Origin of the sequence: Streptomyces sp. CC0208 (assembly GCF_003443735.1) — a bacterium.
GTDB classification, from domain to species: Bacteria; Actinomycetota; Actinomycetes; order Streptomycetales; family Streptomycetaceae; genus Streptomyces; species Streptomyces sviceus.
Genome location: NZ_CP031969.1, coordinates 4,019,946 through 4,045,301, shown reverse-complemented (window position 1 = coordinate 4,045,301; position 25,356 = coordinate 4,019,946). Strand labels below are relative to the sequence as shown.

Genomic DNA, 25,356 nt, shown 5'->3' with positions numbered 1-25,356 from the left:
AGTCCGGGGCCGCCCTTGTCCAGCCAGTCACCTACCAAGGAACTGGAGACCACCCAGCATGACTCAACCCACCGACACCCGGCCAGTACTGGACACCGTCAACAGCCATCTGCGCACCGCGCTTCACCTCGCGGCGGCCGGTCTGCCTCCCCTGCCCCTGCGGGCAGGCAAGGTGCCCTTCGGTAACTGCCGCGCGTGCTCCCGCAACGCTTGCGGCGGTCGCCCGAACATGAAAACCCCCGGGCCCTGCGCCTGCCCCCACCCGTGCCACGGATGGGCCGCCGCCGACACCGACCCCGCCGTCCTACGCTCCCGCGAATGGGCGTGGGCATGGCGCGAGGCAGCGGCCGTCGCCTACCACCCCGGCGGCGCCGGATCGACCATTCTGGATCTCGACAACGCGGAAGCCATCACGTGGGCCCGCGCGACGCTGCCCGAGACCCGGACCGTGCCGACGACGCGCGGTGAGCACTGGATCTACCAGGGCGTGATGCAGTCCGTGAACGGCGTCCGGCCCGGCGTGGACATCAAGTCCCTTATGGCGTACGCCCGTTGGCTCGGGCACGGCACCGGCGCCATCGCCCCTCTCCCGGACGCTGTGCGTGCACTGGCAGTAAAGGAGCCCGCTCCTGCCCGCAGGGCGCCACAGACGCTCACAGCGCCTCTCAGGGGTGGACAGGGGGAGTGCCGACACCGAACCCCCGCCTATCTGGAGCGTGGCATCGCCATGGCGGAGCAGCGCATCACCGAGGCCCGCAGCGCGGTCCACGCCACGGTCTACCGCACCTTCCTCGCCGTACTGTCCACGCACGGCGGGTGCGGCTGCCTCACCGACACCCATATCGCGCGGCTGTTCACCGCCGCGCAGGCCAAGGGCGAAACGGCGCGGCACTGCACCGACGCGTGGACCAACGCCCGCACCAGGGTGGGACTCTAGGCATGTCCGACGACGAGAAGAACCCGGCCCGCCAGGTCATCACCGACTACGCACAATCCCACTTCCGCTACTTCCGCACCGCCGACGGCACCGTCTACGCGCAGAAGAACGGCCACCCCGTGGCCCGCCCCATCCGCTCCCAGGGCACCACCGGCAGCCACCGCCAAGAACTCATGGTCGGCCTGTTCAAAGACGGGGTCGGCGTGTTCAACGGGACCGCGCTCAAGGAGGCGTTGGACTTGATCGAAGCCCTCGCACTGACCGAGGACGTACAGCCAGTCCACATCCGCGTCGCACCCGGATACGACGGGGCCACGTGGCTGGACCTCGGGCGCAACGACGGACAGTCCGTCCGCATCCACCCCACCGGCTGGGACATCACCGTCCCCGACCCGCGCGAGGTGAGCTGGCGGCGCACCCAGCTCACCGGCGAACTGCCCCTACCGGCCAAAGACACCAACGGCAAAGGCATCGACCTGCTGATGCGGCTATGCAACTTCGCCAACGCGGAAACCGAATGCCTGGCCATCGCCTGGCTCATCGGCTGCCTCGGACCGTCCGTGCCCGTCCCCGCCCCCTTCCTCACCGGCCCACAGGGCGCGGGCAAGTCCACCGGGGGCCGCATGCTCGTGCGGATCATCGAGGGCATGAGCGGCGACCTGCGCCGGGCGCCGAAGGATGAAGAGAACCTGATCGCGGCGGTCGCGGCCGGATGGGTCACCGCCCTGGACAACCTCTCCCACATGACCCCGGACCTGTCGGACGCCATGTGCTGCATAGTCACCGGAGCCGAGAACGTCAAACGCGCGCTGTTCACCGACGGGGACGTCTTCCGCGTCGGCTACCGCCGCCCCCTGCTCCTGACCGGTATCGACGTCGGCGTCATCCGCCCCGACCTCGCCGAACGGCTCCTGCCGCTGCGCCTGGAACGCCCGCGGGTGCGGCGCACCGAGGATGAGCTGTGGACCGAGTACGCGGACGTGCTGCCCGTCGTCCTCGGCTCGCTCCTGGACCTCACGGTCAAGGTCCGCGCGGCGCAGGCGGAGACCCCCACCGACCTGCGCATGGCCGACTTCGCGCACCTGTGCGCCCAACTTGACGCGGCCACCGGGCTCGGGGCGCTCGCCGCGTACCGGGCCAGTCTCGATGACCTCAACGACGACGTCATAGAGGGCGACCTGCTCGCGCAGACCGTCCTGCAGCATGCCGCCGAACTGGAACCGGGGGCGGAGCAGCAGATGACGTCCACGGAGTGGCTGCACTGCCTTTCCCGCCTCTACAGCGGCGAGGACTGCCGTCCGCTGCCCAAGGGGTGGCCCACCACCGGCAAAGTCCTCTCCGACCGTCTGAAGCGGCTTCAGCCGACCCTCGCGGCCCGGGGCGTCCTCATCGACTCCGGGCGCACCAAAGAGGGCCGCTACCTCGAAATGACCCGGCTGGTGGCAGCGCCCCCGCACGAGCAGCAACCGGCGTTCTAGCGGCCTCCCTGCCGCTCGCACAAGCAAGAAGAGCACCACCGGCCGGGCGTGCTCTTCTTGCTGTTCGGCGGCGGCCGCCGCCCTGCGCAAGTCGTGCCGCGTAGCGGCTCCTTCTTCCTGTCCTGAGCCGCGCCGCACCACCACAGACACCCCCCTTTTTTTCCTAAGTAGGGGAACGCTGCGTCACCTGCGTCACCACAGCCCGGAAAACGGCGGGTGACCTGCGCAGACAGGGGGTGACGCAGACGGCCGAAGTCTGCGTCACCTTGCGTCATCTGCGTCATCGGTGACGCACCGACTGCGTCACCGATGACGCACCCCCAACGCCCTGCGTCACCCCATACCCGCAGGTCAGCCGCCTGAATGACGCAGATGACGTGGGTGACGCAGAAATTCGCACCTCGGACAGGTCCAGCGTCGGAACCCCCGATATGAGTCCAAGAGGAGACATGAAAGTGCGTCAGCAGATCACTGACTTGCCTCAGCTCTACTCCGCTGCGGATGTTGCCCAAGCTCTGCGTTGCTCCGAGTGGTGGGTGAAGGAACAGGCCCGCAGGGGACGCATTCCCTTCACCAAGCCCGGAGGCAGCTACCGGTTCACGGTTGAGCACGTTGCAGAGATCATGCGCATCTTCGAGCGCCGCCCCACCGAAAGCGTCGGCACTGCCGTACCTGCCCCACGAGCGCCGCGCCGCCGGACGGCCACAACGCCGGTGCCCGTCACCTCCCTGAAGGCTAGGACCCCCCGTAGGGCGCGGTACAGCCAATCGCAGTCCACCGCAGCCTGATTCCGTGTGCCGCCTGGTTCCGCAGTCGGGCGGCACACCCATCTGTAGGGAGAGCAAGTTGGGTTATGCCGAGAACCTCGGTAACTACTGGCGCGGCCGATACAAGCTCGCGCCCGGCAAGTACGCCACGGTGCGCGATGCAGATGGTGACGCCATTCGCTTTCGGACCAGGGCAGCGGCAAAGAAGGCGGCGGATGCCGAAGAAGCGAAGCTGTTGGCCGGAACGAAGAAGGCACCACCTGAGCAGATCACTTTCAGTGCGTATGTGAACCGCTGGTATGCCGCGCAGGACTTGGCAGCGTCCACCATGCAGAACTACCGGCGCCACATCGAAGAGCACTTGCTCCCAGCGTTCGAAGATTTCGCCATCGCCGACATCCTGAGCACCGACATTGCCGCTTGGGAGAAGCGCGAACGCGCCGTCCCCTACGCGGCTACCAGCGTCAAGACATGGCGGGCGACACTGCACCTGATCCTTGCCGACGCCGTTGACGAGGGACTGCGCGATTCCAACCCGGCAACCAAGCGGCGCGGACGAGGGAAGCGCGCCGGCCGTTCCCGCAACCGTGGCCCGGAGAAGGCGGTCACCACGGCGCTCGGCATTCTGCTGCTCGCCGAGCGGATGGCGCTGCTGTCCGGCCGAGACGATGAGTTCGTTGGTGGAGTCCTCAAGGGCTACACAGGCATGCGTTGGGGCGAAATCGTTGGCCTTGAGACCGAGTTCGTCCGACCGAAGAGCATTCGCGTTGAGTGGCAGCTCTACGAGCTGGATACCGGCGAACTGCACCGTTGCCCGCCCAAGGACGACTCCTACCGTGACATTGATGCTCCGGATTTCCTCGCCGCACTGGTTGCGGGCCACATCGCCCGGACGAAACCGAAGCCCTGTGAGTGCCACGGACTGACCTACGTCTTCCGTGGTCACGGCGCTGCCAATGGCTCTGTGAGCCGTCCGGGGGCAAAGCTGGTCGACGTCGCTCGCCGCGCCGGCGTCTCGACAGGCACGGTCTCCAACGTCCTCAACCGCCCTGGCGCTGTGGCGGAGCCGACTCGCCTGAAGGTGCTGGAGGCCATCACCGATCTCGGGTACGTCCGTAATGGGGGAGCGGGCGAGCTGGCCGCACACTGGCGACGCTCGGGCTTCGCCACCTGGCTCTTTCGACCTGCCGCCACGGGACGGTACCCCGGACGCGGCAATCAAGAAGAGCACCCTGTGCCGGTGGTTGCTGAGCCGTGGCCCGGGATTCCGGCACGTGGGCGAGGGGCCTCCAAGCGGGCTGAGGCGTGCTGGGTGCCGATCGCTCCGGGGCTGACGCCGCACGGGCTGCGCCATACGCACAAGACCCTGATGAGAGAGGTCGGGACCCCGCCGAAGCTGATGGACGAACGCATGGGGCACGAGGACGGCTCAGTGCAGTCCCGCTATGACCACATTACAGCTGGCATGCGGCAGGCGCTGATGACCGCGCTCACTGGAATGTGGGAGGAGGCGTTGGACGCGCGCCGGGCGATGAGCCCCGGCTCGCCTGTGGCTGTTCTGGATGCGCTGCTGAGGGCTCGCGGGTAGGGCACTGGTCTGGAGACGATTTTCCAAGATCTTCTCCAGGATTTCTCCAGAGAGCCTCTGGAGAACAGTTCAGGGCCGATGCTGATCTCTCAGCATCGGCCCTGAACTGGTGTTTCTCTGTCGGGGTGGCGGGATTTGAACCCACGACCTCTTCGTCCCGAACGAAGCGCGCTGCCAAGCTGCGCTACACCCCGATCGTCGCTGCTCGTCGCTGCGACGTCGTTTACTTTAGCCCACCGGTGGCTGGAGACGAAATCCGGTTTTGGCGCGGTGGCGGGTGGGGTTCGGGCGGGCGTGGTCGAGGGCGACCAGGAGGATCGCGAGGGCGTAGAAGGAGAGGCCGAGGAGGAGGGCGTTGCCGAGGACGTTCTTGTAGCCGTGGAGGTCGACGTCCAGGAAGGGGTAGAGGTAGCGGGCCGGTGTGCCCGGTGGGATCAGTTCGCCTCGGGTGAAGGAGAACAGCAGGTACGCCAGCGGGTAGAGCAGCCACGTCGCCGCCTGGCGCAGGTGCAGGCGGCCGGGGGGTGTGAGCAGGAGCCAGTCGGCCAGGGCCGCCGCGGGGATCGCCGTGTCCAGGAGGTGGGCGGTCACGGCGTGCCAGCCCGTCGGGTGCGCAGCCTCGCCGGTCAGGAGGAACGGGCTCGCCGCGTTCGCCAGCAGTACGTGGTGCACCAGGGCCGTGATCGTGACGTAGAGCAGGGCCGCGCCCGTCAGCGCGGACGGGAGGGGGCGGCGGGCGGTCCAGGCTCTGCGGGCCGACAGCAGGAGCACCATCGTCAGCAGGATCGTGCTCTGGATCGAGAAATAGCTCAGGGTGCGGACCTTGCTGCCCAGGAGCAGCTCGACGGTCACGGCCCCCGCGGCCACCAGTGCCACCAGTACCCGGTAGGCGGCGGCCACGGGATGGCGTACGGGAGCCACCACCGCCGTCGCGGGGACGGTCGAGGGCAGGAAGGTGGGCATGCCCGGGAGGGCGGGAAGGTCCGGGATGTCCCTCGGTATTGGCGCGGTCATGCCTTCACGTTAGGCATACCCGGCAAAAGGGGCGATACGGGCGAGCCGTGCGGGTTACCGCATCAACGCTTCCTGCTCACGGCCCACCTGCTTACGGCCCGCCCTCTCACGGCCTTCTGCCCCGGCCCTCCTACTCCCTGCCCACCAGCGTCAGCAACGTCACCTCCGGCGGGCACGCGAACCGCACCGGCGTGTAGCGGTTGGTGCCGCAGCCCGCCGACACGTGCAGGTACGACGTCCTGCCCTCCGCCGTGTGCCGGGACAGGCCCTTCACCCGGTCGGTGTCCAGGTCGCAGTTGGTGACGAAGGCGCCGTAGAAGGGGAGGCAGAGCTGGCCGCCGTGGGTGTGGCCGGCCAGGATCAAGGGGTAGTCGTCGGCCGTGAACGCGTCCAGGACGCGCAGGTACGGTGCGTGCACGACGCCCATTGAGAAGTCCGCCGCGCCCGACGGACCGCCGGCCACCTCGGCGTAACGGTCCCGCTTGATGTGCGGGTCGTCCAGGCCGGTCAGCTCCACCGACACGCCCTCGATCTTCAGCATGCCCCGCGTGTTGGTGAGGTTCTGCCAGCCCGCCGCGTCGAAGCCGTCCCGCAGGTTCTCCCACGGGTTGTGGATGACACCTACGGCGGGGGCGTTGCCGTTCAGGCCGTGGCGGCCCTGGGCCTTCTCGTACAGGTAGCGGGCGGGGTTACGGAACTTGGGACCGTAGTAGTCGTTGGACCCGAAGACGTACGCACCCGGGAACTCCATCAGCGGGCCCAGCGCGTCCAGGACCTCCGGGACGCCCTCCGGGTCCGAGAGGTTGTCGCCCGTGTTGATCACGAAGTCGGGGCGCAGGCCCGCCAGTGAGCGCAGCCATCGCTGCTTCTTGCGCTGGCCGCCGACCATGTGGATGTCGGAGATCTGGAGCACCCGCAGTGGGCGCATGCCGGGCGGCAGGACGGGGACCGTCACTCGTCGCAGCCGGAAGGAACGGGCTTCGAAACCCGCCGAGTAGACGAGACCGGCGGCGCCAACCGCCGCGATTCCCAAGGGAACTCCGTATCGCGAGCGCATGCCTCCATCGTGTCAGATCACGAGCACCTCCTTGACCGGGCGCCCGCAGTCCCGTAGTGCAGGCCCCCCGCCACCCCATAACCCCGCCCCCACCCCCCTGAACCCCGGCCCCCACCCCCAGAACCCCCTAGTTAATGCAAGCGCACCCCGCCCCCACACCTGCGACAATCACCCCCATGACCACGCTCAAGTCGAAGCTGCAGGAAGACCTCAACGCCGCGATCAAGGGGCGCGACGAGCTGCGCTCCTCGACGCTCCGGATGACGCTCGCCGCGATCACCAATGAGGAGGTCGCGGGCAAGGAGAAGCGTGAGCTCTCCGATGCCGAGGTGCTGAAGGTGATCACCAAGGAGGCGAAGAAGCGCCGCGAGGCCGCGGACGCCTTCGCTCAGGGTGGTCGCGCCGAGTCCGCCGAGCGGGAGAAGGCGGAGGGCGAGGTTCTCGCCGAGTACCTGCCCCAGCAGCTCAGCGACGAGGAGCTGAACGACATCGTCGCCCAGGCCGTCGAGGAGGCGAAGGCGACCGGCGCCGAGGGGCCGCGGGCCATGGGCGCCGTGATGAAGATCGTGAACCCGAAGGTGGCCGGCCTGGCCGAGGGCGGCCGCGTCGCCGCCGCGGTGAAGAAGCACCTGGCCGGCTGAGAACAGCAGCTCGCAGTCGTACGAGAGCCCGGTCCCGCGTGTTCAGCGGGACCGGGCTCTCATCTGTACGCAGGCCCGCGGGCGTCAGCCGCGCCCGCCCCCGTTGCCGTTCCCGTTGCCGTTCGTGGCGCCCTGGATGAAGCCCTCCGGGATCGAGAAGGTCGGCGTCGGGAAGGTGGTGTTGCCGTCGTTTCCGCCGTCGTTCCCACCGTTGTCGTTCCCCCCGGCGTCATTGCCGCCGTTGTCGTTCCCGCCGTTGTCCCCGTTGTCCCCGCCGTGGTTGCCCTTCCCGTCGCCGTTGTCCTTCGGGCGGTTCGGGATGTAGACGAGGTTGAACGGAGGAGCGTCCTTGCCCTCCAGCGCGCCGTTCATCATGTCGCGCCAGATCGGGCCGGGGACCTCGCCACCGAAGACCTTTTGGTGCCCGACGCCGCCGATGGTGATGTACTGCATCTTGCGCTTGTGCGCCGGGTCGCCGACCCAGACCGCGCCGGCCATGTTCGGCGTGTAGCCCACGAACCAGGCCGCGTAGCGCTCGTCGGTCGTACCGGTCTTGCCTGCGCTGGCACGGCCGTCGCCGAGGCCCGCCTTCGAGCCCGTACCGTCCTCGACCACTCCCTTGAGGAGCGTGTTGATGGTGTCGGCGGTCTTCTCCGACATCGCCCGCGAGCAGGTCGACTTCGGCACCCGAAGGGACTTCGACTTCTCGCCGACCCGCTGGGTGATCGACTCGATGGCGACCGGGGTGCAGTACATTCCGCGCGAGGCGAAGGTGGCGTATGCGTTCGCCATGGTCAGCGGGGACATCTCCTGGGTGCCCAGAGCGATCGACGGGGCCTGCTGGATCTTGCCGCCGTCCGCGCGCTGGACGCCCATCTTCGCGGCCATCTCCGTCACCGGGCAGATGCCGATGTCGCTGATCAACGACACGTAGTAGGTGTTGACCGACTTCGCGGTCGCCTCCTTCATGTCGAACGGGCCGACCTCCGACTCGTTCTCGTTGGAGACCGGGACACCCTTCTCGTTCCAGACCTTGCCGTTGCAGGCCTGGACCGGGGCCGGATAGTCCATCTCGTACGGCGAGGGGTACACCTTCGTCGCCGGCATACCGCCCTCGATGGCGGCGGCGGCCACGATCGGCTTGAACGTCGAACCGGGCTGGTAGCCCGCTCCGCCGCCCATGGACTGGTTGACCGAGAGATTGATCGTCGTCTCGTTCTTCTTGTTGTTGATGCCGTACGGCCGCGACTGGCCCATCGCCAGGATCTTGCCGGTGCCGGGCTGGACGATGGTGGCCGCGGTGGCGACCTCGTCGCTCTGGTAGACGTGCTCCTTGATGGAGCTCTGGGCCGACTTCTGGGCCTGCGGATCCATCGTGGTCCGGATCGTCAGACCGCCCTGGTTCCAGACCTTGGCGCGGGCCTCCTGGGTCTTGCCGAAGACCGGGTCGGTCAGGAAGACCTCACGGACGTAGTCGCAGAAGAAGCCGGCGCCCTTGACCGCCGTGATGCAGCCGTTCTTGGGCTTGCTGACCTTGAGGCCCAGCGGCTGTTCCTTGGCCTTGTCGGCCTCCGCCTGGGAGACGTCACCGACCTCGGCCATGCGCTGGAGCACGGTGTTGCGCCGCTTGGTCGCCTCGGCCTCGTCGTTGACCGGGTCGTAGCGGCTGGGGGACTGGACGATGCCCGCGAGCAGCGCCGACTGCTCCAGGTTGAGGTCCTTGGCGTGCTGCGAGAAGTAGCGCTGGGCGGCGGCCTCGACGCCGTACGCCTGCTGGCCGAAGAAGGTGATGTTCAGGTAGTTCTCGAGGATCTTGTGCTTGCCGAGTTCCTCTTCGAGCTGGATCGCGTACTTCAGCTCGCGGATCTTGCGCCCGATGGTCTGCTGGGTGGCCTCGGCGACCTTCGTCGGGTCGTCACCGGCCTCCTCCACCGCGACGTTCTTCACGAGCTGCTGCGTCAGGGTTGAGGCGCCCTGGGCGACCCCGCCGCTCTGGGCGTTCTTGTTGAGCGCGCGCAGGACGCCCTTCAGGTCGACCGCGCCGTGCTGGTAGAAGCGCGAGTCCTCGATCGCGACGATCGCCTTCTGCATGTACGGCGAGATGTTCTTGAGGTCGACCACCGTACGGTCGCGCGAGTACACCGTGGCGATGGTGCCGCCCTCGCTGTCGAGGATCGTGGTGCGCTGGCTCAGCGGCGGGGTCTTCAGGTTGGTCGGGAGTTCGTCGAAACTCTCCACCGACCCCTTGGCCGCGAGCCCCAACGCGCCGGCCGCGGGCAGCGCGATGCCGGCCATCACCGCTCCCGCGAGGACACTGACACCGAGGAACTTGGCGGCCTGCTGCGTGGGCGACAGACCGCCGCCCGAGCGCTTCTTCGACATAGGGGGCAGCCTAATCCGTACTGATGAGCGTTCAGAGGGAGCCCATGTCACGGCATGGCGACGGAAGAGGGCACGACCGCGTCGGAGCGGGCATGGCGACAGGAGCGCCCTACCTTCTCATTCGCCGGACACGCGCACAGGCCTTGGCCTAAGCTGCTCTCAACTGTCACAGCAGTAGGGCCACGTATCAATACGTCCGGCGACCCCGAATCGTTCCGGTCGTTCCCCAACTTTTTTGGTGGGGGCGTGTCCGAATCGCCTCGTGTGTCATCAGGTGCCCGTTGTGACGCAAGACAAGTGTCCTGGTTTGCCGGGATAGTCATGTATGTCGCGGGCTCACTCCCCCGGGTGATCTGTCGCCTACGCATAGTCCGTTCGGGCCATTCAAGATTGGGCCCGAAGGGGGTGTTGCGCTGTGCCTGCCTTCCGTAACGTCCTCAACTGGCGGCGGTGAATATGCCGCTGCCGCCGTGGGGGAGCCTCGATTCGGGAGAGGACGGCGCCGGTATGGGCTGGGTAGTCGACTGGAGTGCGCAGGCGGCCTGCCGCACTACCGATCCGGATGAACTGTTCGTTCAAGGAGCAGCGCAGAACCGGGCGAAGGCGGTGTGCACCGGATGTCCGGTGCGTACGGAGTGCCTCGCCGATGCGCTGGACAACCGCGTCGAGTTCGGCGTGTGGGGAGGCATGACGGAGCGCGAGCGCCGCGCACTGCTGCGCCGGCGGCCGACGGTGACGTCGTGGCGCAGGCTGCTGGAGACGGCACGCGTCGAGTACGAGCGGGGGGTCGGCATCCTGCCGCTCGAAGACGACGAGATCTACGAGAACTACGCGGCGGTGAGCTGAGGGGGCCACGCCCCGCTGAGAGGGCCACACGCCTGCTGAGGTCCCTGTAGAGCGGGACGCTTCCCTCGGGTCAGCCGATTCGGGTCAGCCGATTCGGGTCAACCGACTCAAGTCGGTCGACTCGGATCAGTCGACGGCAGGCGCGGGCAGCTCCGGCTGCCCGGCCGCGAGCCGGTTTCCGATGTCCCGCAGCCCCGCGAGGTCGTGCACATCGCCGGGCAGCGCGGCCACTTCGGCCACCGCCACCTCGGGGTGGAGCGCGGTGAAGCGGTCACGCGTGCGCTGCTCGCGGGAGAGCAGTTGCATACGGTCGGCGTGCAGCCTCAGCAGGCCTGCGGTGAGCTGGTCGACGGACCGGTCAGCCGGCTGGGCGGACCGCTCCTTCTCCGTGCGCTTCGAGCTCGGGTTCTCCGAGTGGGCGGGGGAGCCTTCGTCAGGAGCCGGGGCCTCGGAAGCGGGAGATTCTGAACTGCCGTACGTGTCGGGAGAGTTACGAAGTCCAGCTTTCCCGCCCTCCTGATCGACAATGCGGGGCTCTTCAAGATTTTCCACGGCCTCGGGATTTACGGCGGTCTCCGGGCCCTCGGGGCTCTCCGCGCTCTCGGGGTTCTCCGCGGTCTCGAGGTTCTCCGCGGCGGCGAGCGCACGCTCGGCCGAGAGCCGCTCGGCGCCGCTGCCGTGGACCCGGTTGAGCACCAGACCGGCGAGCGGCATGCGCTCCGCGGCCAGCCGCTCCACGAAGTACGCGGCCTCGCGCAGCGCGTCCCGCTCCGGGGCCGCGACCACCAGGAACGCCGTCCCGGGCGCCTGGAGCAGCTTGTACGTCGCGTCCGCGCGCGTGCGGAAGCCGCCGAAGGTCGTGTCCATCGCGGACACGAACGTCTGGACGTCCTTGAGGAGCTGACCGCCCAGCAGTTTGCCGAGGGTGCCGGTCATCATCGACATGCCGACGTTCAGGAACTTCATTCCCGCCCGTCCGCCGAGCTTGGCCGGGGCGGTGAGCATCCGGATGAGCCTTCCGTCGAGGAAGGAGCCGAGCCGCTTCGGCGCGTCCAGGAAGTCGAGGGCGGAGCGGGAAGGCGGTGTGTCGACCACGATCAGGTCCCACTCGTCCCGGGCCCGCAACTGCCCCAGCTTCTCCATCGCCATGTACTCCTGCGTGCCCGCGAAGCCCGCCGAGAGCGACTGGTAGAAGGGGTTGGCCAGGATCGTGGCCGCCCGCTCGGCGTCCGCGTGCGCCTCGACGATCTCGTCGAAGGTGCGCTTCATGTCGAGCATCATCGCGTGCAGCTCGCCGCTCGCGGAGTCGTCGAGGCCCTTCACCCGGCGCGGGACGTTGTCCAGCGAGTCGATGCCCATCGACTGGGCGAGCCGACGGGCCGGGTCGATGGTGAGGACGACCACCTTGCGACCCCGCTCGGCGGCGCGCAGGCCGAGGGCCGCCGCGGTCGTGGTCTTGCCGACGCCGCCCGAGCCGCAGCAGACCACGATCCGGGTCTTCGGGTCGTCGATGAGGGGGTCGAGGTCGAGCACGGGCGCGGGGGTGAGGCGGTGCTGGCGGTCCGGGTGCGGACTCTGGGGGGTTCGGTTGTGCCGGTCGGAGTCCGGGCTCATGACATCCCCTGCTTCCGCAGCTCGGTGGCCAGTTCGTACAGACCCGCCAGGTCCATGCCCTCGGTCAGCAAGGGCAGTTCGTGCAGCGGCAGCCCCAGTTCGCCGAGGACCGAGCGCTGTTCGTGCTCCAGCGCGTACCGCTCGGCGTACTCCTCGGCCTGCTGGACCAGCGGGTCGACCAGCTTCTCCGCGTTGCCCCCGCGGCGGGCGCCGCCGAGGCCGGCCGAGGACAGCGCCTTCGCCACGGCTGAACGCGGCGTGGTCCGTACGAGTTCCAGGTCGGTGCCGTCCAACACCTCCGGGCGCACCATGTTCACGACGACCCGGCCCACGGGGAGGTGGGCGGCCCGCAGTTCGGCGATGCCGTCCGCGGTCTCCTGGACGGGCATCTCCTCCAGGAGCGTCACCAGGTGGACGGCGGTCTCCTTGGACTTCAGCACCCGCATCACGGCCTGCGCCTGATTGTGTATCGGGCCGATCTTGGCGAGTCCCGCGACCTCGTCGTTGACGTTCAGGAAGCGGGTGATACGGCCCGTGGGGGGCGCGTCCATCACGACGTAGTCGTAGACGAAGCGGCCCGACTTGCTCTTGCGGCGGACCGCTTCGCATGCCTTGCCCGTCAGGAGGACGTCCCTGAGGCCGGGTGCGATGGTGGTCGCGAAGTCGATCGCGCCGAGCTTCTTCAGGGCGCGTCCCGCTCCGCCGAGTTTGTAGAACATCTGGAGGTAGTCCAGAAGGGCCAGTTCGGGGTCGATGGCCAGTGCGTACACCTCCCCGCCCCCTGGAGCGACGGCGATCTTCCGCTCCTCATAGGGCAGCGCCTCCGTTTCGAAGAGCTGCGCGATTCCCTGGCGACCCTCCACCTCGACGAGAAGCGTCCGCTTCCCCTCGGTGGCGAGGGCCAGCGCGAGGGCTGCGGCGACCGTGGTCTTTCCGGTCCCGCCCTTGCCGCTGACGACCTGGAGCCTGCTCACGTATTCGAGCGTAACCAGTCGGCGGCGAACCTAAGCAGGAGGCTGTGGATAACGCGGATATCGGCTGTGGTGAGCGGTGGCTGAAAGCCGGGGGTCGGCAGTGCCTGAAGGCCACGGGTGAGCAGCGGCTAAAGTCGGCCGCATGACCAAGAAGTGGGAATACGCGACCGTGCCGCTGCTCGTCCACGCCACGAAGCAGATTCTGGACACCTGGGGCGAGGACGGGTGGGAGCTCGTGCAGGTCGTGCCCGGGCCGAACAACCCCGAGCAGCTGGTGGCGTACCTGAAGCGGGAGAAGGCCGCGTGAGCGGGGGCGGGGCCGTGAGCGGGGGCGGGTCGGTCGAGGCGCGGCTCGCGGAGCTGGGGCTGACGCTGCCGGCCGTGGTGCCGCCGCTGGCCGCGTACCAGCCGGCCGTGCAGTCGGGTGTGTACGTGTACACCTCGGGTCAGCTGCCCATGGTCGACGGGAAGCTTCCGGTCACCGGGAAGGTGGGCGCGGAGGTCACGGCCGAGGAGGCGAAGGAGCTGGCCCGCACGTGTGCGCTGAACGCGCTGGCGGCGGTGAAGGCCGTGGCCGGTGATCTGGACCGGATCGCGCGCGTGGTGAAGGTCGTGGGGTTCGTGGCGTCGGCCTCGGACTTCACGGGGCAGCCGGGTGTGATCAACGGGGCGAGCGAGTTGCTGGGCGAGGTGCTCGGCGAGGCGGGTGTGCACGCGCGTAGTGCGGTGGGGGTGGCTGTGCTGCCGCTGGATGCGCCGGTTGAGGTTGAGGTGCAGGTGGAGCTGGTCGCTGAGGCGTGACGGTTGCCTCCGGCGGGTGGGCGGTGTCTTGTGCGGGTTGGTGGGGGCGGGTGTTTGTGCGCAGTTCCCCGCGCCCCTGGGTGCCTGCGGCGCAGCTGCGGGTTCGGTGGGGGCTTGTGTAGCGCGTGCGGTGTGGTTTGGGTCGGGGCCGGGGTGGGGGGTATCCGTCCTCGGTCCGGCGGTTCTGCTGCTTGAGCAGGGCTCGGTAACGGACGCCGGCCGCTGCGGGCGGACACCCCCCACCCCGTCCCCTGCCCGCCGTACGCGGCCAACGGCCCGTCGCGCCGCGCGGTCCGGCGAACGGTCCATCGTGGCGCAGGTAACTGCAACCCCCCTAGGGGCGCGGGGAACTGCGCGACCAGCCCCCACCGGTCCGCACTCGCCCCACAACCGAACCCGGCACCCTCGTAGGCGCCCCGCTCAAGCCCAGCGCAGCGGAACCGCGGGGAACTGCGCGACCAGCCCCCACCGGTCCGCACCCGCCCCACAACCTGACCCGGCACCCCCCTGGGCGGCCCGGGCCTCGAACATCCGCGCCTCAGGAGTTAGCCTCCGGCCATGGCAAACGGGCAGTGGTACCCAGCGGAATGGCCGGACCGTATCCGCGCGCTCGCCGACGGCACGCTCGCGCCGGCCATGCCGAGACGTGCCGCCACCGTGATGCTGCTGAAGGACGGGCCGGCCGGGATCGTCGTGCACATGTTGCGCAGGCGGGCCTCCATGGCGTTTGCCGGTGGCGCGTACGCCTATCCCGGCGGTGGCGTCGACCCCCGTGACGACGAGCACCAGATCCACTGGGCGGGCCCCACGCGCGCGTGGTGGGCGGCCCGGCTGGGCGTGGACGAGACGACGGCTCAGGCGATCGTCTGCGCGGCCGTGCGGGAGACGTACGAGGAGGCGGGCGTCCTGCTCGCCGGGCCGACGGCCGAGTCGGTGGTCGGTGACACCACGGGCGCGGAGTGGGAGGCGGACCGGGCCGCTCTCGTGGCGCGGGACCTGTCCTTCGCGGAGTTCCTGGAACGGAGGGGGCTCGTGCTGCGATCGGATCTGCTCGGGGCCTGGACGCGCTGGATCACGCCCGAGTTCGAACCCCGCCGCTATGACACGTGGTTCTTCGTCGCCGCTCTCCCGGAGGGGCAGCGCACCCGCAACGCCTCCACCGAGGCCGACCGCACGGTGTGGATCAGGCCAGAGGATGCGGCGGAGGGTTACGACAAGGGCGAGCTGCTGATGATGCCGCCCACCATCGCCACGCTGTGGCAGATCGCCGCGTACGGCACCGCCGCCGGCGCGCTCGCCGCCGCGCCCGACCGTGACCTGACCCCTGTGCTCGCCCAGGCCCGGCTGGTGGACGGCGAGATCGTGCTCTCCTGGCCGGGACACGACGAGTTCACCAAACACATCCCGACCGGTGGAGCCTCCGCATGACCGACGCCGCAGCCCTGCCCGGCCAGCCACGGGGCGGGGTCCTCTCGGGCCCCGCCACAACGCGAGCCGTCAACGTCCTCGCGCCCAACGCCTCCGCGATGACCCTGGACGGGACCAACACCTGGATCCTGTCGGAGCCGGACTCGGAACTGGCGGTGGTCGTCGACCCCGGTCCCCTGGACGAGGGGCACCTCCGCGCGGTCGTCGACACCGCCGAGGCGGCCGGCAAGCGGGTCGCGCTCACGCTGCTCACCCACGGCCACCCCGACCACGCCGAGGGCGCCGTCCGTTTCGCCGCGCTGACCGGCACCAAGGTGCGGGCCCTGGACCCCGCGCTGCGGCTGGGGGACGAAGGGCTCGGCGCGGGGAACGTGGTGCGCGTCGGCGGGCTGGAGCTGAGGGTCGTCCCGACGCCCGGGCACACCGCGGACTCGCTGTGCTTCCATCTCCCGGCCGATCAGGCCGTGGTGACCGGTGACACCATCCTGGGGCGCGGCACGACCGTCGTGGCCCATCCCGACGGCCGCCTGGGCGACTATCTGGACTCCCTGCGACGGCTGAGGTCCCTGACGGTCGACGACGGCGTACACACCGTCCTGCCCGGCCACGGGCCCGTCCTGGAGGACGCGCAGGGTGCCGTCGAGTTCTATCTCGCTCACCGGGCCCATCGGCTCGCCCAGGTCGAGACGGCCGTGGAGGACGGACACCGGACGCCCGGTGCCGTCGTGGAGCACGTGTACGCCGACGTGGACCGGTCGCTCTGGCCCGCCGCCGAGCTGTCGGTGCGGGCCCAGCTCGAGTACCTGGAGGAGCACGGGCTCATCTAGGGGTCTTCGTGCCGTGCACGCGCGCGTACTCGTCCGCCAGCCAGGGGCCCAGGTCGTCGACGTACGCGCGCAGTACGGCCGTGTCGGCGGTCGGGGCGTGGCCCAGGCCGGCCGCCGTTCTCAGCTGGTCGCCGCGCTCCGGGTAGTACGCGGCGAAGACCTCCGCCATCTCTCCCAGGTCGCTCGTCCAGCCGTTCCAGCGGGGCATGACCAGGGTGAACGCGGTGCGGACCAGGTGGCGGGACATGAAGCGGACTAGGCGGGTCCGGGTCTCTTCCGAGTCCGCCGTCCCGATCCGTACGCGCCAGCGGGGGAGCAGCACGGCGAGGTCGCCGTTCGTCTCGCGGGCCAGGAGGGAGTCGGGGCGGTAGCGGGGGAGGTACTCCGCCAGGTCGTCGCCGAGCAGCGGGGTGCACAGACAGGCCACGAACCAGCCCATGTCGTGGCGTTCCAAGTCGCTCAGCAGGACATCCCGGCCGTACAGCAGCGCTCCGACGCCGTCGATCTGCGGGAACTCCTTGTCCAGGGCCTCCCCGAGTTGCCGTACGCCCTCCCGGTCCGCGTCGGTCGGCTCGTCCCGCAGGGCGAGCAGGAGGTCGAGGTCGCTGCGGCCCACGCGCGCGGTGCCGCGCGGAATCGAGCCGTAGAGGTACGCGCTGTGCAGCCGCGGCCCGAACAGCTCCAGCACCCGGTCGCGGGCGGCGGCGACGACGGGGCGGAAGGGCTGCGGGATCCGCCCGAGGGAGCCCTCGCGCTCGATGTAGCCCTGGGCGTCGAGTCCCTTGGGGGCGATGGGAGGAACTGTTTCGGCGGCCATGCGATCACTGTGCCCGGGGGCGGGACCGTGGGCAGCTCATTTACGGCCCTGGGCGGGCCGTGTGGGGCCGAACGTGGTCAGCGCCACCGATGACGCGCGGACGGTGTGTGTCGCCGCCGGAGGCGCGGCTCAGGACGATCACGTCACGGGGCGCAGCGAACGCCGACGTGCGCCGCGGACCTTTTGTCCCCGCCCTCGGCCGTACGCGAAGGGCCCCGCCGTGTGGCAGGGCCCCTCTGCGTCGGTCGTTCTCGGCGGTCGTTCTACGTCGTCCGTACGGTCGTGCGCTCACCGCGAGCGCTTGGCGAGCCTCTCGACGTCCAGGAGGATCACCGCGCGGGCCTCCAGGCGCAGCCAGCCGCGCTGGGCGAAGTCCGCGAGGGCCTTGTTGACCGTCTCGCGTGAGGCGCCGACCAGTTGGGCCAGCTCCTCCTGCGTGAGGTCGTGGACGACGTGGATGCCCTCCTCGGACTGCACGCCGAAGCGGCGGGAGAGGTCGAGCAGCGCGCGGGCCACGCGGCCCGGCACGTCCGAGAAGACCAGGTCGGACATCTGGTCGTTGGTCCTGCGCAGCCGTCGCGCGATGGCTCGCAGGAGCGCGGAGGCCACCTCGGGACGCGCGCTCAGCCAGGGCTGGAGGTCGCCGTGGCCGAGGCCGAGCAGCTTGACCTCGGTCAGCGCGGTGGCGGTCGCCGTGCGCGGACCCGGGTCGAAGAGCGACAGCTCTCCGATGAGTTCGCCGGGGCCGAGAACGGCCAGCATGTTCTCGCGGCCGTCGGGTGAGGTGCGGTGGAGCTTCACCTTGCCCTCGGTGACCGCGTAGAGCCGGTCGCCCGGGTCGCCCTCGTGGAACAGGGAGTCGCCACGCGCGAGAGTCACCTCACTCATGGAGGCGCGCAGTTCCGCGGACTGCTCGTCGTCGAGTGCCGCGAAGAGCGGGTTGCGCCGCAGAACGTCGTCCACGAGTTCTCTCCTTGTCGACCTGCTCAGGGGATCTTGTTCCCCCTTGGTACCAGGGGAACCCGGTGCCCATTTTGCCGGACGGTCCAAACAGTGTGATCTGTCACAAGGATGCCGCACACATGTCCCGGGGTAAGCGGCAGGGGTCCAATTGGGGGCCGGTCTTCGGGGTCCGGGGCGGATGTCAGTGCCGGGCTCTAGGCTGGCCGGGTGTCCAAAACGCCGGTGAGAGCACAGGCCAAGGGGGCTGGGCGGGTGGTTGCACGTCGGGATTCCGCTCTGGGCGAACAGGGCGTCGGGGGCGGAAAGAAAACGGCAAAAGCGGCAGGGAAGGCTCCGGTGGAGAAGAGGGCTTCGGCGAAGAAGGCGACGGAGAAGGTGGCCAAAAAGGCGCCTCCCGTGCGGAAGGCCGCCGCCGTGAAGAAGGTGGCCGCCGTGAAGAAGGCGGCCGTTGCTCCCGAGAAGGCGTCGGCTCCGGTGAAGAAGGCCTCGGCCACGAAGAAGGTTGCCCCGAAGCCCCCGAGGAACGAGTCGCAGACCGCTCTCGTCCGCCACGCCCGGCGTATCAACCGCGAGCTCGCAGAGGTGTTCCCTTACGCCCACCCCGAGTTGGACTTCGAGAACCCCTTCCAGTTGATCGTGGCGACGGTCCTGTCCGCGCAGACCACCGACCTGAGGGTCAATCAGACGACCCCCGCGCTGTTCGCCAAGTACCCGACCCCCGAGGACCTCGCCGCGGCCAACCCGGAGGAGGTCGAGGAGATCCTCCGGCCGACCGGGTTCTTCCGGGCCAAGACCAAGTCCGTGATAGGGCTGTCCAAGACCCTCGTGGAGAACTTCGGCGGGGAGGTCCCGGGGCGGCTCGACGACCTCGTCACGCTGCCCGGTGTGGGCCGCAAGACCGCCTTCGTCGTCCTCGGCAACGCCTTCGGGCGGCCCGGCATCACCGTCGACACGCACTTCATGCGGCTGGTCAGGCGCTGGCAGTGGACCGATGAGACCGACCCCGACAAGATCGAGGCCGCCGTCTCCGCGCTCTTCCCGAAGAGCGACTGGACGGACCTGTCGCACCACGTCATCTGGCACGGCCGCCGCATCTGCCACGCCCGCAAACCCGCGTGCGGCGCCTGCCCCATCGCTCCGCTCTGCCCGGCCTACGGCGAGGGCGAGACGGACCCGGAGAAGGCGCAGAAGCTCCTCAAGTACGAGAAGGGCGGCTTCCCGGGCCAGCGGCTGAACCCCCCGCAGGCCTACCTGGACGCGGGCGGCAAGGCCGCGCCGCCCCTGGGGGCCACCGGGTGAGGACGCGGACGGCGGGGCGGGAAGGACCGGCACGGGCCGGCGGGCCGCATCGGATGGCCGGGGCTGCCCGTGCCGTGCCACCGGCCGGCTCGTTCTGGGCCGAGCCGCGGGGAGCGGAGGCGCCGGTACGGGGCGGTCGGGCGACCCGACAGCCGGGCCAGGCGGTAGTGCCGCGTCGGGCAGGTGAGTTGAGTCGGGCCGGGATGACCGGTGGGGCGGGAGCTCCGGGCCGGCCGCCAGGAGAGCGGCGTCGAGCCGGAGTATCCGGTCGGGCGGATGAACCCGGCGGGACCGGAGAGGCGGTTCGGATTGAAAGGCCGAGCCGGACCGGACAAGCGGCCCGGACCGAAAAGCTGAGCCGGACCGGAGAAGCGGCCCGGGCCGAAACGCCGAGCCGGGCCCGAGGTCTGCGCTGGACCGCGGTGCTGAGCCGGACCGACGCGTCAACCCCAGTCGGCGTGCCGGTCCGGGCCCCGTCGGTGTGTTCGCCTGGCCGGGCCCGGCCGAGTGCGAGGCCGTGCCGGTCGGGCCGGTGCCGGGTCCGGGCGGAACGATCTAGGGGCCGTCAGGCGTTGGGCAGTGCAGGACGACAGGGGTGGCGATGACTCGGGCGAGCCATACGGAGGGCGTGACGCTCAGCAAGGACGGGCTGCCGGCCTGGCTGGACCCGGTGGTGCACGCCGTGGAGACGGTCGAGCCGCTCCAGCTGAGCCGCTTCCTGCCGCCCGCGGATGGCGCGGGGCGGCAGTCTGCGGTGCTGATCCTGTTCGGGGAGGGCGACCGCGGGCCCGAGCTGCTGCTCATGGAGCGGGCGAGTTCGCTCAGGTCGCATGCCGGGCAGCCGTCGTTCCCCGGTGGCGCGCTCGACCCGGAGGACGGCGATCCGAAAGGCGACGGGCCGCTCAGGGCCGCCCTGCGCGAGGCCGAGGAGGAGACGGGCCTCGACCCCTCGGGCGTCCAGCTCTTCGGCGTGCTGCCCAAGCTGTACATCCCGGTCAGCGGCTTCGTGGTGACCCCGGTGCTGGGCTGGTGGCGCGAGCCGACCCCGGTCGGGGTCGTCGATCCGAACGAGACCGCCCGCGTCTTCACGGTCCCCGTGGCGGATCTCACGGACCCCGACAACCGTGCGACGACCGTCCACCCCAGCGGACACCGAGGTCCGGCATTCCTGGTCGAATCGGCCCTGGTCTGGGGCTTCACCGCCGGAATCATCGACCGGATCCTGCACTACGCGGGCTGGGAGCGCCCCTGGGACCGCGAGAAGCAGGTCCCGCTCGACTGGCGCGCATGACAGGGTGGCGTCCGTGCTGTGTCTTCCCGGGGCAGCCCCCGGGCGGCCGACCTGTGGGGAACGCGAAGTGATGAGGCGAGGCTCGAACCGGTGAACGTGCTGGACATCCTGTTGCTGGTCGCCGCCGTGTGGTTCGCGATCGTCGGCTACCGCCAGGGCTTCGTCGTAGGCATCCTGTCGGTGATCGGATTCCTGGGCGGCGGTCTCGTCGCCGTCTACACCCTTCCCGTCATCTGGGACGCGCTGACCGATCACGCCGAGGTTGGCACGGTCGCCGCCGTCGTCGGCGTCGTCATCGTGATCGTCTGCGCCTCCGTCGGCCAGGCCCTGACCACTCACCTCGGCAACAAGCTGCGCCGGTACATCACCTGGTCGCCCGCGCGAGCCGTCGACGCCACCGGCGGCGCCCTCGTGAACGTCGTGGCGATGCTCCTGGTGGCCTGGCTGATCGGTGCCATGCTCGCGCAGACCACGATGTCCACGGTCGGCAAGGAGGTGCGTGGCTCCAAGGTGCTCCTCGGCGTCCAGGAGGTGCTGCCCTCCGACGCGGACACCTGGTTCAAGGACTTCACCTCGGTCCTCGCGGACAACGGCTTCCCGCAGGTCTTCAGCCCGTTCTCCAACGAGCCCATCAAGGAGGTCCAGCCGCCCGACCCCAAGCTCGTGCACAGCGCCGTCGCCACCCGCGCCCAGCGCTCCATCGTCAAGGTCATGGGCACCGCGCAGAGCTGCGGCAAGGTCCTGGAGGGCACCGGCTTCGTCTTCGGCGACCGCCGTGTCATGACCAACGCCCATGTCGTCGGCGGCGTCGACGAGCCCACGGTCCAGATAGGCGGCGAGGGCAGGAAGTACGACGCCACGGTCGTCCTGTACGACTGGCAGCGTGACATCGCCGTCCTGGACGTGCCCGATCTGGACGCGCCCGCGCTGAAGTTCACGTCCGAGGACGCCGCCAGCGGGGACAGCGCGATCGTCGCGGGCTTCCCGGAGAACGGCTCGTACGACGTCCGCTCCGCGCGCGTGCGCGGGCGCATCGACGCCCACGGACCGGACATCTACCACCGCGGCACCGTCAACCGCGACGTCTACTCCCTCTTCGCGACCGTCCGCCAGGGCAACTCCGGCGGTCCGCTGCTGACCCCGCAGGGCAGGGTCTACGGCGTGGTCTTCGCGAAGTCGCTCGACGACCCCGACACCGGGTACGCGCTCACCGCGGACGAGATCCAGCAGGACATCGTCAAGGGGCGCACCGCGAACCAGCAGGTGGACAGCGACAGCTGCGCGCTGTGAGAGGGGTTGGACGACGGGTGCGTCAGCCCCGGGGGTGACGCAGGCGTACCGAGACCCAGCGGGCCCGGCGGCGCAGGATGCGCGGGATGCCCACCCTCAGATCCGTGCCCCCCGGCAGTTGCGGGGCACCGCCCTGATGGTGGGAGCTCAGGGCAGCGCCCGAGCGTCGATTGCGTGCCACGTCACCGTAGTCGTGCGTCCAGCCCATACCCGGACGTGTGCCCCTGCCCCAAGGTCGATAACCGCCCCCACGCCCCCCAATTGGCCTATGCGCCGGGCAAGTGGCCGTTCGTAGGACAGGTGTTCAGGTCCGGATACCGGGCGCGACGCGTCGGTCACCGATCGGGTTCGGGATCCTTCAGCCAATTGATCAGTTCTGTCGAGAAGGCGACCGGATCCTCCTCGTGCGGGAAGTGCCCCAGACCGTCGAACAGCCGCCAGCGGTACGGCGCTTCGACGTACTCCCCGGACCCGGCCGCACTGCGCGTCCGCATCACCGGGTCGAGCGAGCCGTGCAGATGCAGGGTCGGCACACGGACAGGCCGCTTCATGCGCCGGTTGAACTGGATCCCGTCGGGGCGGGCCATCGACCGCACCATCCAGCGGTACGGCTCGACCGAGCAGTGCGCCGTCGAGGGGATGCACATCGCCGCGCGGTACGTCTCCACCGCCTTGTCGTCCGGCAGCCGCGGGCCGGACCAGTCCCGGATCAGCTCGGCGACCAGGGCGCCGTCGTCCGCGGTCAGCCGCCGCTCGGGGACCCAGGGCCGCTGGAACCCCCAGATGTAGGAGCCGGCCCGCGTCTGCTTGACGTCCGAGAGCATCGCCGAGCGCCAGCGCCGGGGATGCGGCATCGAGGCGACCGCGAGCCGTCGTACGAGCTTGGGGCGCATCGCGGCCGCCGTCCACGCCAGATAGCCGCCCAGGTCGTGGCCGACCAGCGCGGCGTCCGGCTCGCCGAGGGAGCGGATCACGCCGGTGACGTCGAGGGCGAGGTTGGCGGGGTCGTAGCCGCGCGGGGTGCGGTCGCTGCCGCCGACGCCGCGCAGATCCATGGCCACGGCCCGGAAGCCGGCGTCGGCGAGCGCCTCCAGCTGGTGGCGCCAGGTCCACCAGAACTGGGGGAAGCCGTGCAGGAACATCACGAGCGGTCCGTCGCCCAGTTCGGCGATGTGGAAGCGCGCGCCGTTGGCCGCCACGTCCCGGTGCGTCCAGGGACCGTCGGGCCGTACGAGGGAGGCGGGCTGCTGCGCCGAAGAAGCGGCGGGATCGGTCATGACGACGAGCGTGCCACAGCCTCGATGGCCTTCGCGTTACGGACCCGCTCCTCCAGGACCTTGGTGTCGCTGTCGGCACGCGGGTGGGGCTTGGCGTTCTGGAGCACGCCCGCCGTCTCCTTCATCGACGCGGCGACCTTCTGCGGGCCCTTGCTCTTCTGCGCCTTCTTCGCGAAGACGACACCGATCAGCGCGAGGACCAGCGCGACGAGGACGTTGGCGGCGAAGGACAGCAGGAAGCAGACCGCGAGGTTCCAGTCGCTCCAGGTCCGGATGCCGTACGCCAGGGCGAAGTTGAGCATCGGCAGGGAGAACAGCAGGACCCCGCCGGCCACGCTGAACGCGCCGCCGCTCATCGCGCCCTTCTTGACGTCCTGCTTGAGCTGCGCCTTCGCCAGCGCGATCTCGTCGTGCACCAGTGCCGACATCTCGGTCGTCGCCGAGGCGAACAGCTGGCCGATGCTGCGTTCGGCGCCGACCGGGCTGCCGTCGGGTGCGCTCATCGCGGTCTCCCTCTTCACTGACTCTGTATGGGCCGTGACTGTGTATGGGTCGTGTCTTTTGTACCGTCCCGTCAGATCATGCCCGACGGTGGTCCTCCTCGCCTGCCCCGCCCGTCACTTCGGCAAGCCGCTCGGCGGTCTTGAGCTCGGCGATCCGGCGGTGCTCGGCCGCCTTGCGCTCGTAAATGGCCGCCATCCGCAGGTGGTAGGCCGGGTCGTCCTCCTCGTACACGTCCGGGATGCCGTCCTGGTCGTCGTCGCGCTCCTCGGCCTCGTACAGCCTGCGGTACTTGGCGTTGCGCAGCTTCAGCAGCACGGTCGCGAGGGTGGCCGCGATGAGCGAGCCGAGGAGTACGGCGGCCTTGACCTCGTCGGTCAGCGTCGCGTCGCCGTCGAAGGCGAGCTCCCCGATGAGCAGGGACACGGTGAAGCCGATGCCCGCCAGGGTCGCCACCGCGAACACGTCGGCCCACTCGAGGTCGTCGCTGAGCGAGGCCCGGGTGAAGCGGGCCGTGAGCCAGGTCCCGCCGAAGATTCCGAGCGCCTTGCCGACCACCAGCCCGAGGACCACGCCGAGCGTCTCCGGCTGGGTGAACACATCGCCGAGCGCGCCGCCGGAGACGGAGACACCCGCGCTGAAGAGGGCGAACAGTGGGACGGCCAGGCCGGCCGAGAGCGGCCGTACGCGGTGCTCGATGCGCTCGCCCGGGGAGAGCTTCTCGTCCTCCTGTCTGGTGCAGCGCAGCATCAGACCCATCGCGACGCCCGCGATCGTGGCGTGGATGCCGCTGTTGTACATCAGCGCCCAGATCACCAGCGCGAGCGGGATGTACACGTACCACCCGCGCACGCCCTTGCGCAGGAGCACCCAGAAGACCGCGAGGCCCACGACGGCGCCGCCGAGTGCCACGAAGTCGATGTCGGAGGTGAAGAAGACCGCGATGATCAGGATCGCGAAGAGGTCGTCGACGACGGCGAGGGTGAGCAGGAAGGCGCGCAGCGCGCTCGGCAGCCAGGTGCCGATGACGGCGAGCACGGCGAGCGCGAAGGCGATGTCGGTGGCGGTGGGCACGGCCCAGCCGGACAGGGAGCCGCCGCCGGTGAGGTTGGTGAGCGTGTAGACGAGTGCCGGTACGGCCATGCCGCACAGGGCCGCGACCACGGGCAGCGCGGCCGCCCTGGGGTCCTTCAGGTCACCGGCGACGAGCTCGCGCTTGAGCTCGATGCCGGCCACGAAGAAGAAGATCGCGAGGAGTCCGTCGGCGGCCCAGTGTTCGATCGACAGGTCGAGTCCGAGGGCCGCGGGGCCCAGGTGGTAGTCGCTGGCGCTCTCGTAACTGCCGTGCAGGGCGGGGACGTTCGCCCAGACCAGCGCGGCGACCGCGGCGATGAGCAGCAGCACACCGCCGACCGTCTCGGTGCGCAGCGCGTCCGCGACGAAGGTCCGCTCGGGAAGGGAGAGACGTCCGAGGACCTTACGGGTGGGCGCGGGCATCAGGGGGACCTCCGGTCGGTGGGCAGGACTGGGCTACTCGCCGACCAGACTTCCCGGCACACCTTGA

At 69.8% G+C, this 25,356-nt stretch carries 24 protein-coding genes and 1 tRNA gene; 13 read left to right on the top strand and 12 right to left on the bottom strand.

All coding sequences use genetic code 11. The features are described 5' to 3' along the window. The first annotated feature begins 58 nt into the window (after positions 1 to 58). From D1369_RS18400 to D1369_RS18385, 4 genes are all read left to right on the top strand, one after another. On the top strand, positions 59 to 937 hold the full coding sequence (locus D1369_RS18400; RefSeq protein ID WP_007383651.1) for a hypothetical protein: 879 nt from the start codon (positions 59 to 61) through the stop codon (positions 935 to 937). Between the two features lie 2 nt (positions 938 to 939). Beyond that, entirely contained in the window at positions 940 to 2,415 is a 1,476-nt protein-coding gene (locus D1369_RS18395; protein WP_007383652.1) for a hypothetical protein, read from the top strand. A gap of 431 nt (positions 2,416 to 2,846) precedes the next feature. Next, positions 2,847 to 3,203: a helix-turn-helix domain-containing protein gene (locus D1369_RS18390; RefSeq protein ID WP_106433516.1), complete on the top strand. Its 357-nt coding sequence runs from the start codon at positions 2,847 to 2,849 to the stop codon at positions 3,201 to 3,203. A gap of 58 nt (positions 3,204 to 3,261) precedes the next feature. Continuing rightward, positions 3,262 to 4,770 carry a LacI family DNA-binding transcriptional regulator gene (locus D1369_RS18385; protein WP_007383654.1) on the top strand — a complete coding sequence of 503 codons (1,509 nt, stop codon included), beginning with the start codon at positions 3,262 to 3,264 and terminating at the stop codon, positions 4,768 to 4,770. 120 nt (positions 4,771 to 4,890) lie between these two features. Here D1369_RS18385 and D1369_RS18380 read toward each other — a convergent pair. The 3 genes from D1369_RS18380 to D1369_RS18370 all read right to left on the bottom strand — a co-directional run bounded on the left by D1369_RS18380 (position 4,891) and on the right by D1369_RS18370 (position 6,841). After that, a tRNA-Pro gene (locus D1369_RS18380) sits at positions 4,891 to 4,964 on the bottom strand. A 34-nt stretch (positions 4,965 to 4,998) separates the two neighbouring features. Then, the gene (locus D1369_RS18375) at positions 4,999 to 5,784 is read right to left on the bottom strand and encodes a Pr6Pr family membrane protein (RefSeq protein WP_007383655.1); all 786 of its coding nucleotides are present in this window, start codon (positions 5,782 to 5,784) and stop codon (positions 4,999 to 5,001) included. Between the two features lie 130 nt (positions 5,785 to 5,914). Beyond that, positions 5,915 to 6,841 (bottom strand): metallophosphoesterase, encoded by a 927-nt coding sequence (locus D1369_RS18370; RefSeq protein ID WP_007383656.1) that lies wholly within the window; start codon positions 6,839 to 6,841, stop codon positions 5,915 to 5,917. A gap of 176 nt (positions 6,842 to 7,017) precedes the next feature. Between D1369_RS18370 and D1369_RS18365 the strand changes: the two genes are divergently transcribed. Continuing rightward, positions 7,018 to 7,482, top strand: a complete 465-nt coding sequence (locus tag D1369_RS18365) for a GatB/YqeY domain-containing protein (protein ID WP_007383657.1) — start codon at positions 7,018 to 7,020, stop codon at positions 7,480 to 7,482. 84 nt (positions 7,483 to 7,566) lie between these two features. Here D1369_RS18365 and D1369_RS18360 read toward each other — a convergent pair whose 3' ends face one another. Next, positions 7,567 to 9,864 carry a transglycosylase domain-containing protein gene (locus D1369_RS18360; RefSeq protein WP_007383658.1) on the bottom strand — a complete coding sequence of 766 codons (2,298 nt, stop codon included), beginning with the start codon at positions 9,862 to 9,864 and terminating at the stop codon, positions 7,567 to 7,569. Positions 9,865 to 10,371: 507 nt separating this feature from the next. On the opposite strand from D1369_RS18360, the gene wblA reads away from it, so the two are divergent. Continuing rightward, positions 10,372 to 10,710 (top strand): transcriptional regulator WblA, encoded by a 339-nt coding sequence (gene wblA / locus D1369_RS18355; protein ID WP_030324083.1) that lies wholly within the window; start codon positions 10,372 to 10,374, stop codon positions 10,708 to 10,710. Between the two features lie 126 nt (positions 10,711 to 10,836). On the opposite strand, the gene D1369_RS18350 is transcribed toward wblA, so the two are convergent. Together D1369_RS18350 and D1369_RS18345 are read right to left on the bottom strand one after the other, a co-directional pair. Then, positions 10,837 to 12,324, bottom strand: coding sequence for an ArsA family ATPase (locus D1369_RS18350; RefSeq protein WP_007383660.1), 1,488 nt, complete (start codon positions 12,322 to 12,324; stop codon positions 10,837 to 10,839). Then, the gene (locus D1369_RS18345) at positions 12,321 to 13,298 is read right to left on the bottom strand and encodes an ArsA-related P-loop ATPase (RefSeq protein ID WP_007383661.1); all 978 of its coding nucleotides are present in this window, start codon (positions 13,296 to 13,298) and stop codon (positions 12,321 to 12,323) included. The genes D1369_RS18350 and D1369_RS18345 overlap by 4 nt, the downstream gene beginning before the upstream one ends. 142 nt (positions 13,299 to 13,440) lie before the next feature. On the opposite strand from D1369_RS18345, the gene D1369_RS18340 reads away from it, so the two are divergent. From D1369_RS18340 to D1369_RS18325, 4 genes are all read left to right on the top strand, one after another. After that, the gene (locus D1369_RS18340) at positions 13,441 to 13,605 is read left to right on the top strand and encodes a DUF4177 domain-containing protein (RefSeq protein WP_007383662.1); all 165 of its coding nucleotides are present in this window, start codon (positions 13,441 to 13,443) and stop codon (positions 13,603 to 13,605) included. 14 nt (positions 13,606 to 13,619) lie between these two features. Continuing rightward, positions 13,620 to 14,099, top strand: coding sequence for a RidA family protein (locus D1369_RS18335; protein WP_007383663.1), 480 nt, complete (start codon positions 13,620 to 13,622; stop codon positions 14,097 to 14,099). Positions 14,100 to 14,657: 558 nt separating this feature from the next. Then, positions 14,658 to 15,527 carry a hypothetical protein gene (locus D1369_RS18330; protein ID WP_007383664.1) on the top strand — a complete coding sequence of 290 codons (870 nt, stop codon included), beginning with the start codon at positions 14,658 to 14,660 and terminating at the stop codon, positions 15,525 to 15,527. Then, positions 15,524 to 16,354 (top strand): MBL fold metallo-hydrolase, encoded by an 831-nt coding sequence (locus tag D1369_RS18325; protein ID WP_007383665.1) that lies wholly within the window; start codon positions 15,524 to 15,526, stop codon positions 16,352 to 16,354. Before D1369_RS18330 ends, D1369_RS18325 begins: the two co-directional genes overlap by 4 nt. On the opposite strand, the gene D1369_RS18320 is transcribed toward D1369_RS18325, so the two are convergent. Then, positions 16,347 to 17,171, bottom strand: a complete 825-nt coding sequence (locus tag D1369_RS18320; RefSeq protein ID WP_007383666.1) for a nucleotidyltransferase domain-containing protein — start codon at positions 17,169 to 17,171, stop codon at positions 16,347 to 16,349. The two genes, D1369_RS18325 and D1369_RS18320, sit on opposite strands and share 8 nt — an antisense overlap. A 288-nt stretch (positions 17,172 to 17,459) precedes the next feature. Beyond that, a complete protein-coding gene (locus D1369_RS18315; RefSeq protein ID WP_007383667.1) occupies positions 17,460 to 18,134 on the bottom strand; it encodes a Crp/Fnr family transcriptional regulator in 675 nt (224 codons plus the stop codon). Between the two features lie 336 nt (positions 18,135 to 18,470). On the opposite strand from D1369_RS18315, the gene nth reads away from it, so the two are divergent. The 3 genes from nth (at position 18,471) to D1369_RS18300 (ending at position 22,014) form a co-directional block, all read left to right on the top strand. Next, entirely contained in the window at positions 18,471 to 19,433 is a 963-nt protein-coding gene (gene nth / locus D1369_RS18310) for an endonuclease III (RefSeq protein WP_205574477.1), read from the top strand. Between the two features lie 601 nt (positions 19,434 to 20,034). Beyond that, a complete protein-coding gene (locus tag D1369_RS18305) occupies positions 20,035 to 20,724 on the top strand; it encodes a CoA pyrophosphatase (protein ID WP_037903539.1) in 690 nt (229 codons plus the stop codon). Positions 20,725 to 20,814: 90 nt separating this feature from the next. Then, complete coding sequence (locus tag D1369_RS18300; RefSeq protein ID WP_007383670.1) at positions 20,815 to 22,014, top strand: MarP family serine protease; 1,200 nt, start codon at positions 20,815 to 20,817, stop codon at positions 22,012 to 22,014. A 22-nt stretch (positions 22,015 to 22,036) separates the two neighbouring features. Here D1369_RS18300 and D1369_RS43890 read toward each other — a convergent pair whose 3' ends face one another. The 4 genes from D1369_RS43890 to nhaA form a co-directional block, all read right to left on the bottom strand. Beyond that, positions 22,037 to 22,222: a hypothetical protein gene (locus D1369_RS43890; protein WP_007383671.1), complete on the bottom strand. Its 186-nt coding sequence runs from the start codon at positions 22,220 to 22,222 to the stop codon at positions 22,037 to 22,039. 127 nt (positions 22,223 to 22,349) lie between these two features. Further along, positions 22,350 to 23,291, bottom strand: coding sequence for an alpha/beta hydrolase (locus D1369_RS18290; protein WP_007383672.1), 942 nt, complete (start codon positions 23,289 to 23,291; stop codon positions 22,350 to 22,352). Beyond that, positions 23,288 to 23,794 carry a phage holin family protein gene (locus D1369_RS18285; protein WP_007383673.1) on the bottom strand — a complete coding sequence of 169 codons (507 nt, stop codon included), beginning with the start codon at positions 23,792 to 23,794 and terminating at the stop codon, positions 23,288 to 23,290. Before D1369_RS18285 ends, D1369_RS18290 begins: the two co-directional genes overlap by 4 nt. A 76-nt stretch (positions 23,795 to 23,870) precedes the next feature. Continuing rightward, positions 23,871 to 25,289, bottom strand: coding sequence for a Na+/H+ antiporter NhaA (nhaA, locus tag D1369_RS18280; RefSeq protein WP_037900932.1), 1,419 nt, complete (start codon positions 25,287 to 25,289; stop codon positions 23,871 to 23,873). Positions 25,290 to 25,356: the final 67 nt, after the last annotated feature.

Bases quoted from the DNA above. Each gene is read 5' to 3' on its own strand.
- D1369_RS18400 (WP_007383651.1), top strand. From the start codon at position 59: ATGACTCAACCCACCGACACCCGGCCAGTACTGGACACCGTCAACAGC.
- D1369_RS18395 (WP_007383652.1), top strand. From the start codon at position 940: ATGTCCGACGACGAGAAGAACCCGGCCCGCCAGGTCATCACCGACTAC.
- D1369_RS18390 (WP_106433516.1), top strand. From the start codon at position 2,847: ATGAGTCCAAGAGGAGACATGAAAGTGCGTCAGCAGATCACTGACTTG.
- D1369_RS18375 (WP_007383655.1), bottom strand. From the start codon at position 5,784: ATGACCGCGCCAATACCGAGGGACATCCCGGACCTTCCCGCCCTCCCG.
- D1369_RS18370 (WP_007383656.1), bottom strand. From the start codon at position 6,841: ATGCGCTCGCGATACGGAGTTCCCTTGGGAATCGCGGCGGTTGGCGCC.
- D1369_RS18365 (WP_007383657.1), top strand. From the start codon at position 7,018: ATGACCACGCTCAAGTCGAAGCTGCAGGAAGACCTCAACGCCGCGATC.
- D1369_RS18360 (WP_007383658.1), bottom strand. From the start codon at position 9,864: ATGTCGAAGAAGCGCTCGGGCGGCGGTCTGTCGCCCACGCAGCAGGCC.
- wblA (WP_030324083.1), top strand. From the start codon at position 10,372: ATGGGCTGGGTAGTCGACTGGAGTGCGCAGGCGGCCTGCCGCACTACC.
- D1369_RS18350 (WP_007383660.1), bottom strand. From the start codon at position 12,324: ATGAGCCCGGACTCCGACCGGCACAACCGAACCCCCCAGAGTCCGCAC.
- D1369_RS18340 (WP_007383662.1), top strand. From the start codon at position 13,441: ATGACCAAGAAGTGGGAATACGCGACCGTGCCGCTGCTCGTCCACGCC.
- D1369_RS18330 (WP_007383664.1), top strand. From the start codon at position 14,658: ATGGCAAACGGGCAGTGGTACCCAGCGGAATGGCCGGACCGTATCCGC.
- D1369_RS18325 (WP_007383665.1), top strand. From the start codon at position 15,524: ATGACCGACGCCGCAGCCCTGCCCGGCCAGCCACGGGGCGGGGTCCTC.
- D1369_RS18320 (WP_007383666.1), bottom strand. From the start codon at position 17,171: ATGGCCGCCGAAACAGTTCCTCCCATCGCCCCCAAGGGACTCGACGCC.
- D1369_RS18305 (WP_037903539.1), top strand. From the start codon at position 20,035: ATGACTCGGGCGAGCCATACGGAGGGCGTGACGCTCAGCAAGGACGGG.
- D1369_RS43890 (WP_007383671.1), bottom strand. From the start codon at position 22,222: ATGGGCTGGACGCACGACTACGGTGACGTGGCACGCAATCGACGCTCG.
- D1369_RS18290 (WP_007383672.1), bottom strand. From the start codon at position 23,291: ATGACCGATCCCGCCGCTTCTTCGGCGCAGCAGCCCGCCTCCCTCGTA.
- D1369_RS18285 (WP_007383673.1), bottom strand. From the start codon at position 23,794: ATGAGCGCACCCGACGGCAGCCCGGTCGGCGCCGAACGCAGCATCGGC.
- nhaA (WP_037900932.1), bottom strand. From the start codon at position 25,289: ATGCCCGCGCCCACCCGTAAGGTCCTCGGACGTCTCTCCCTTCCCGAG.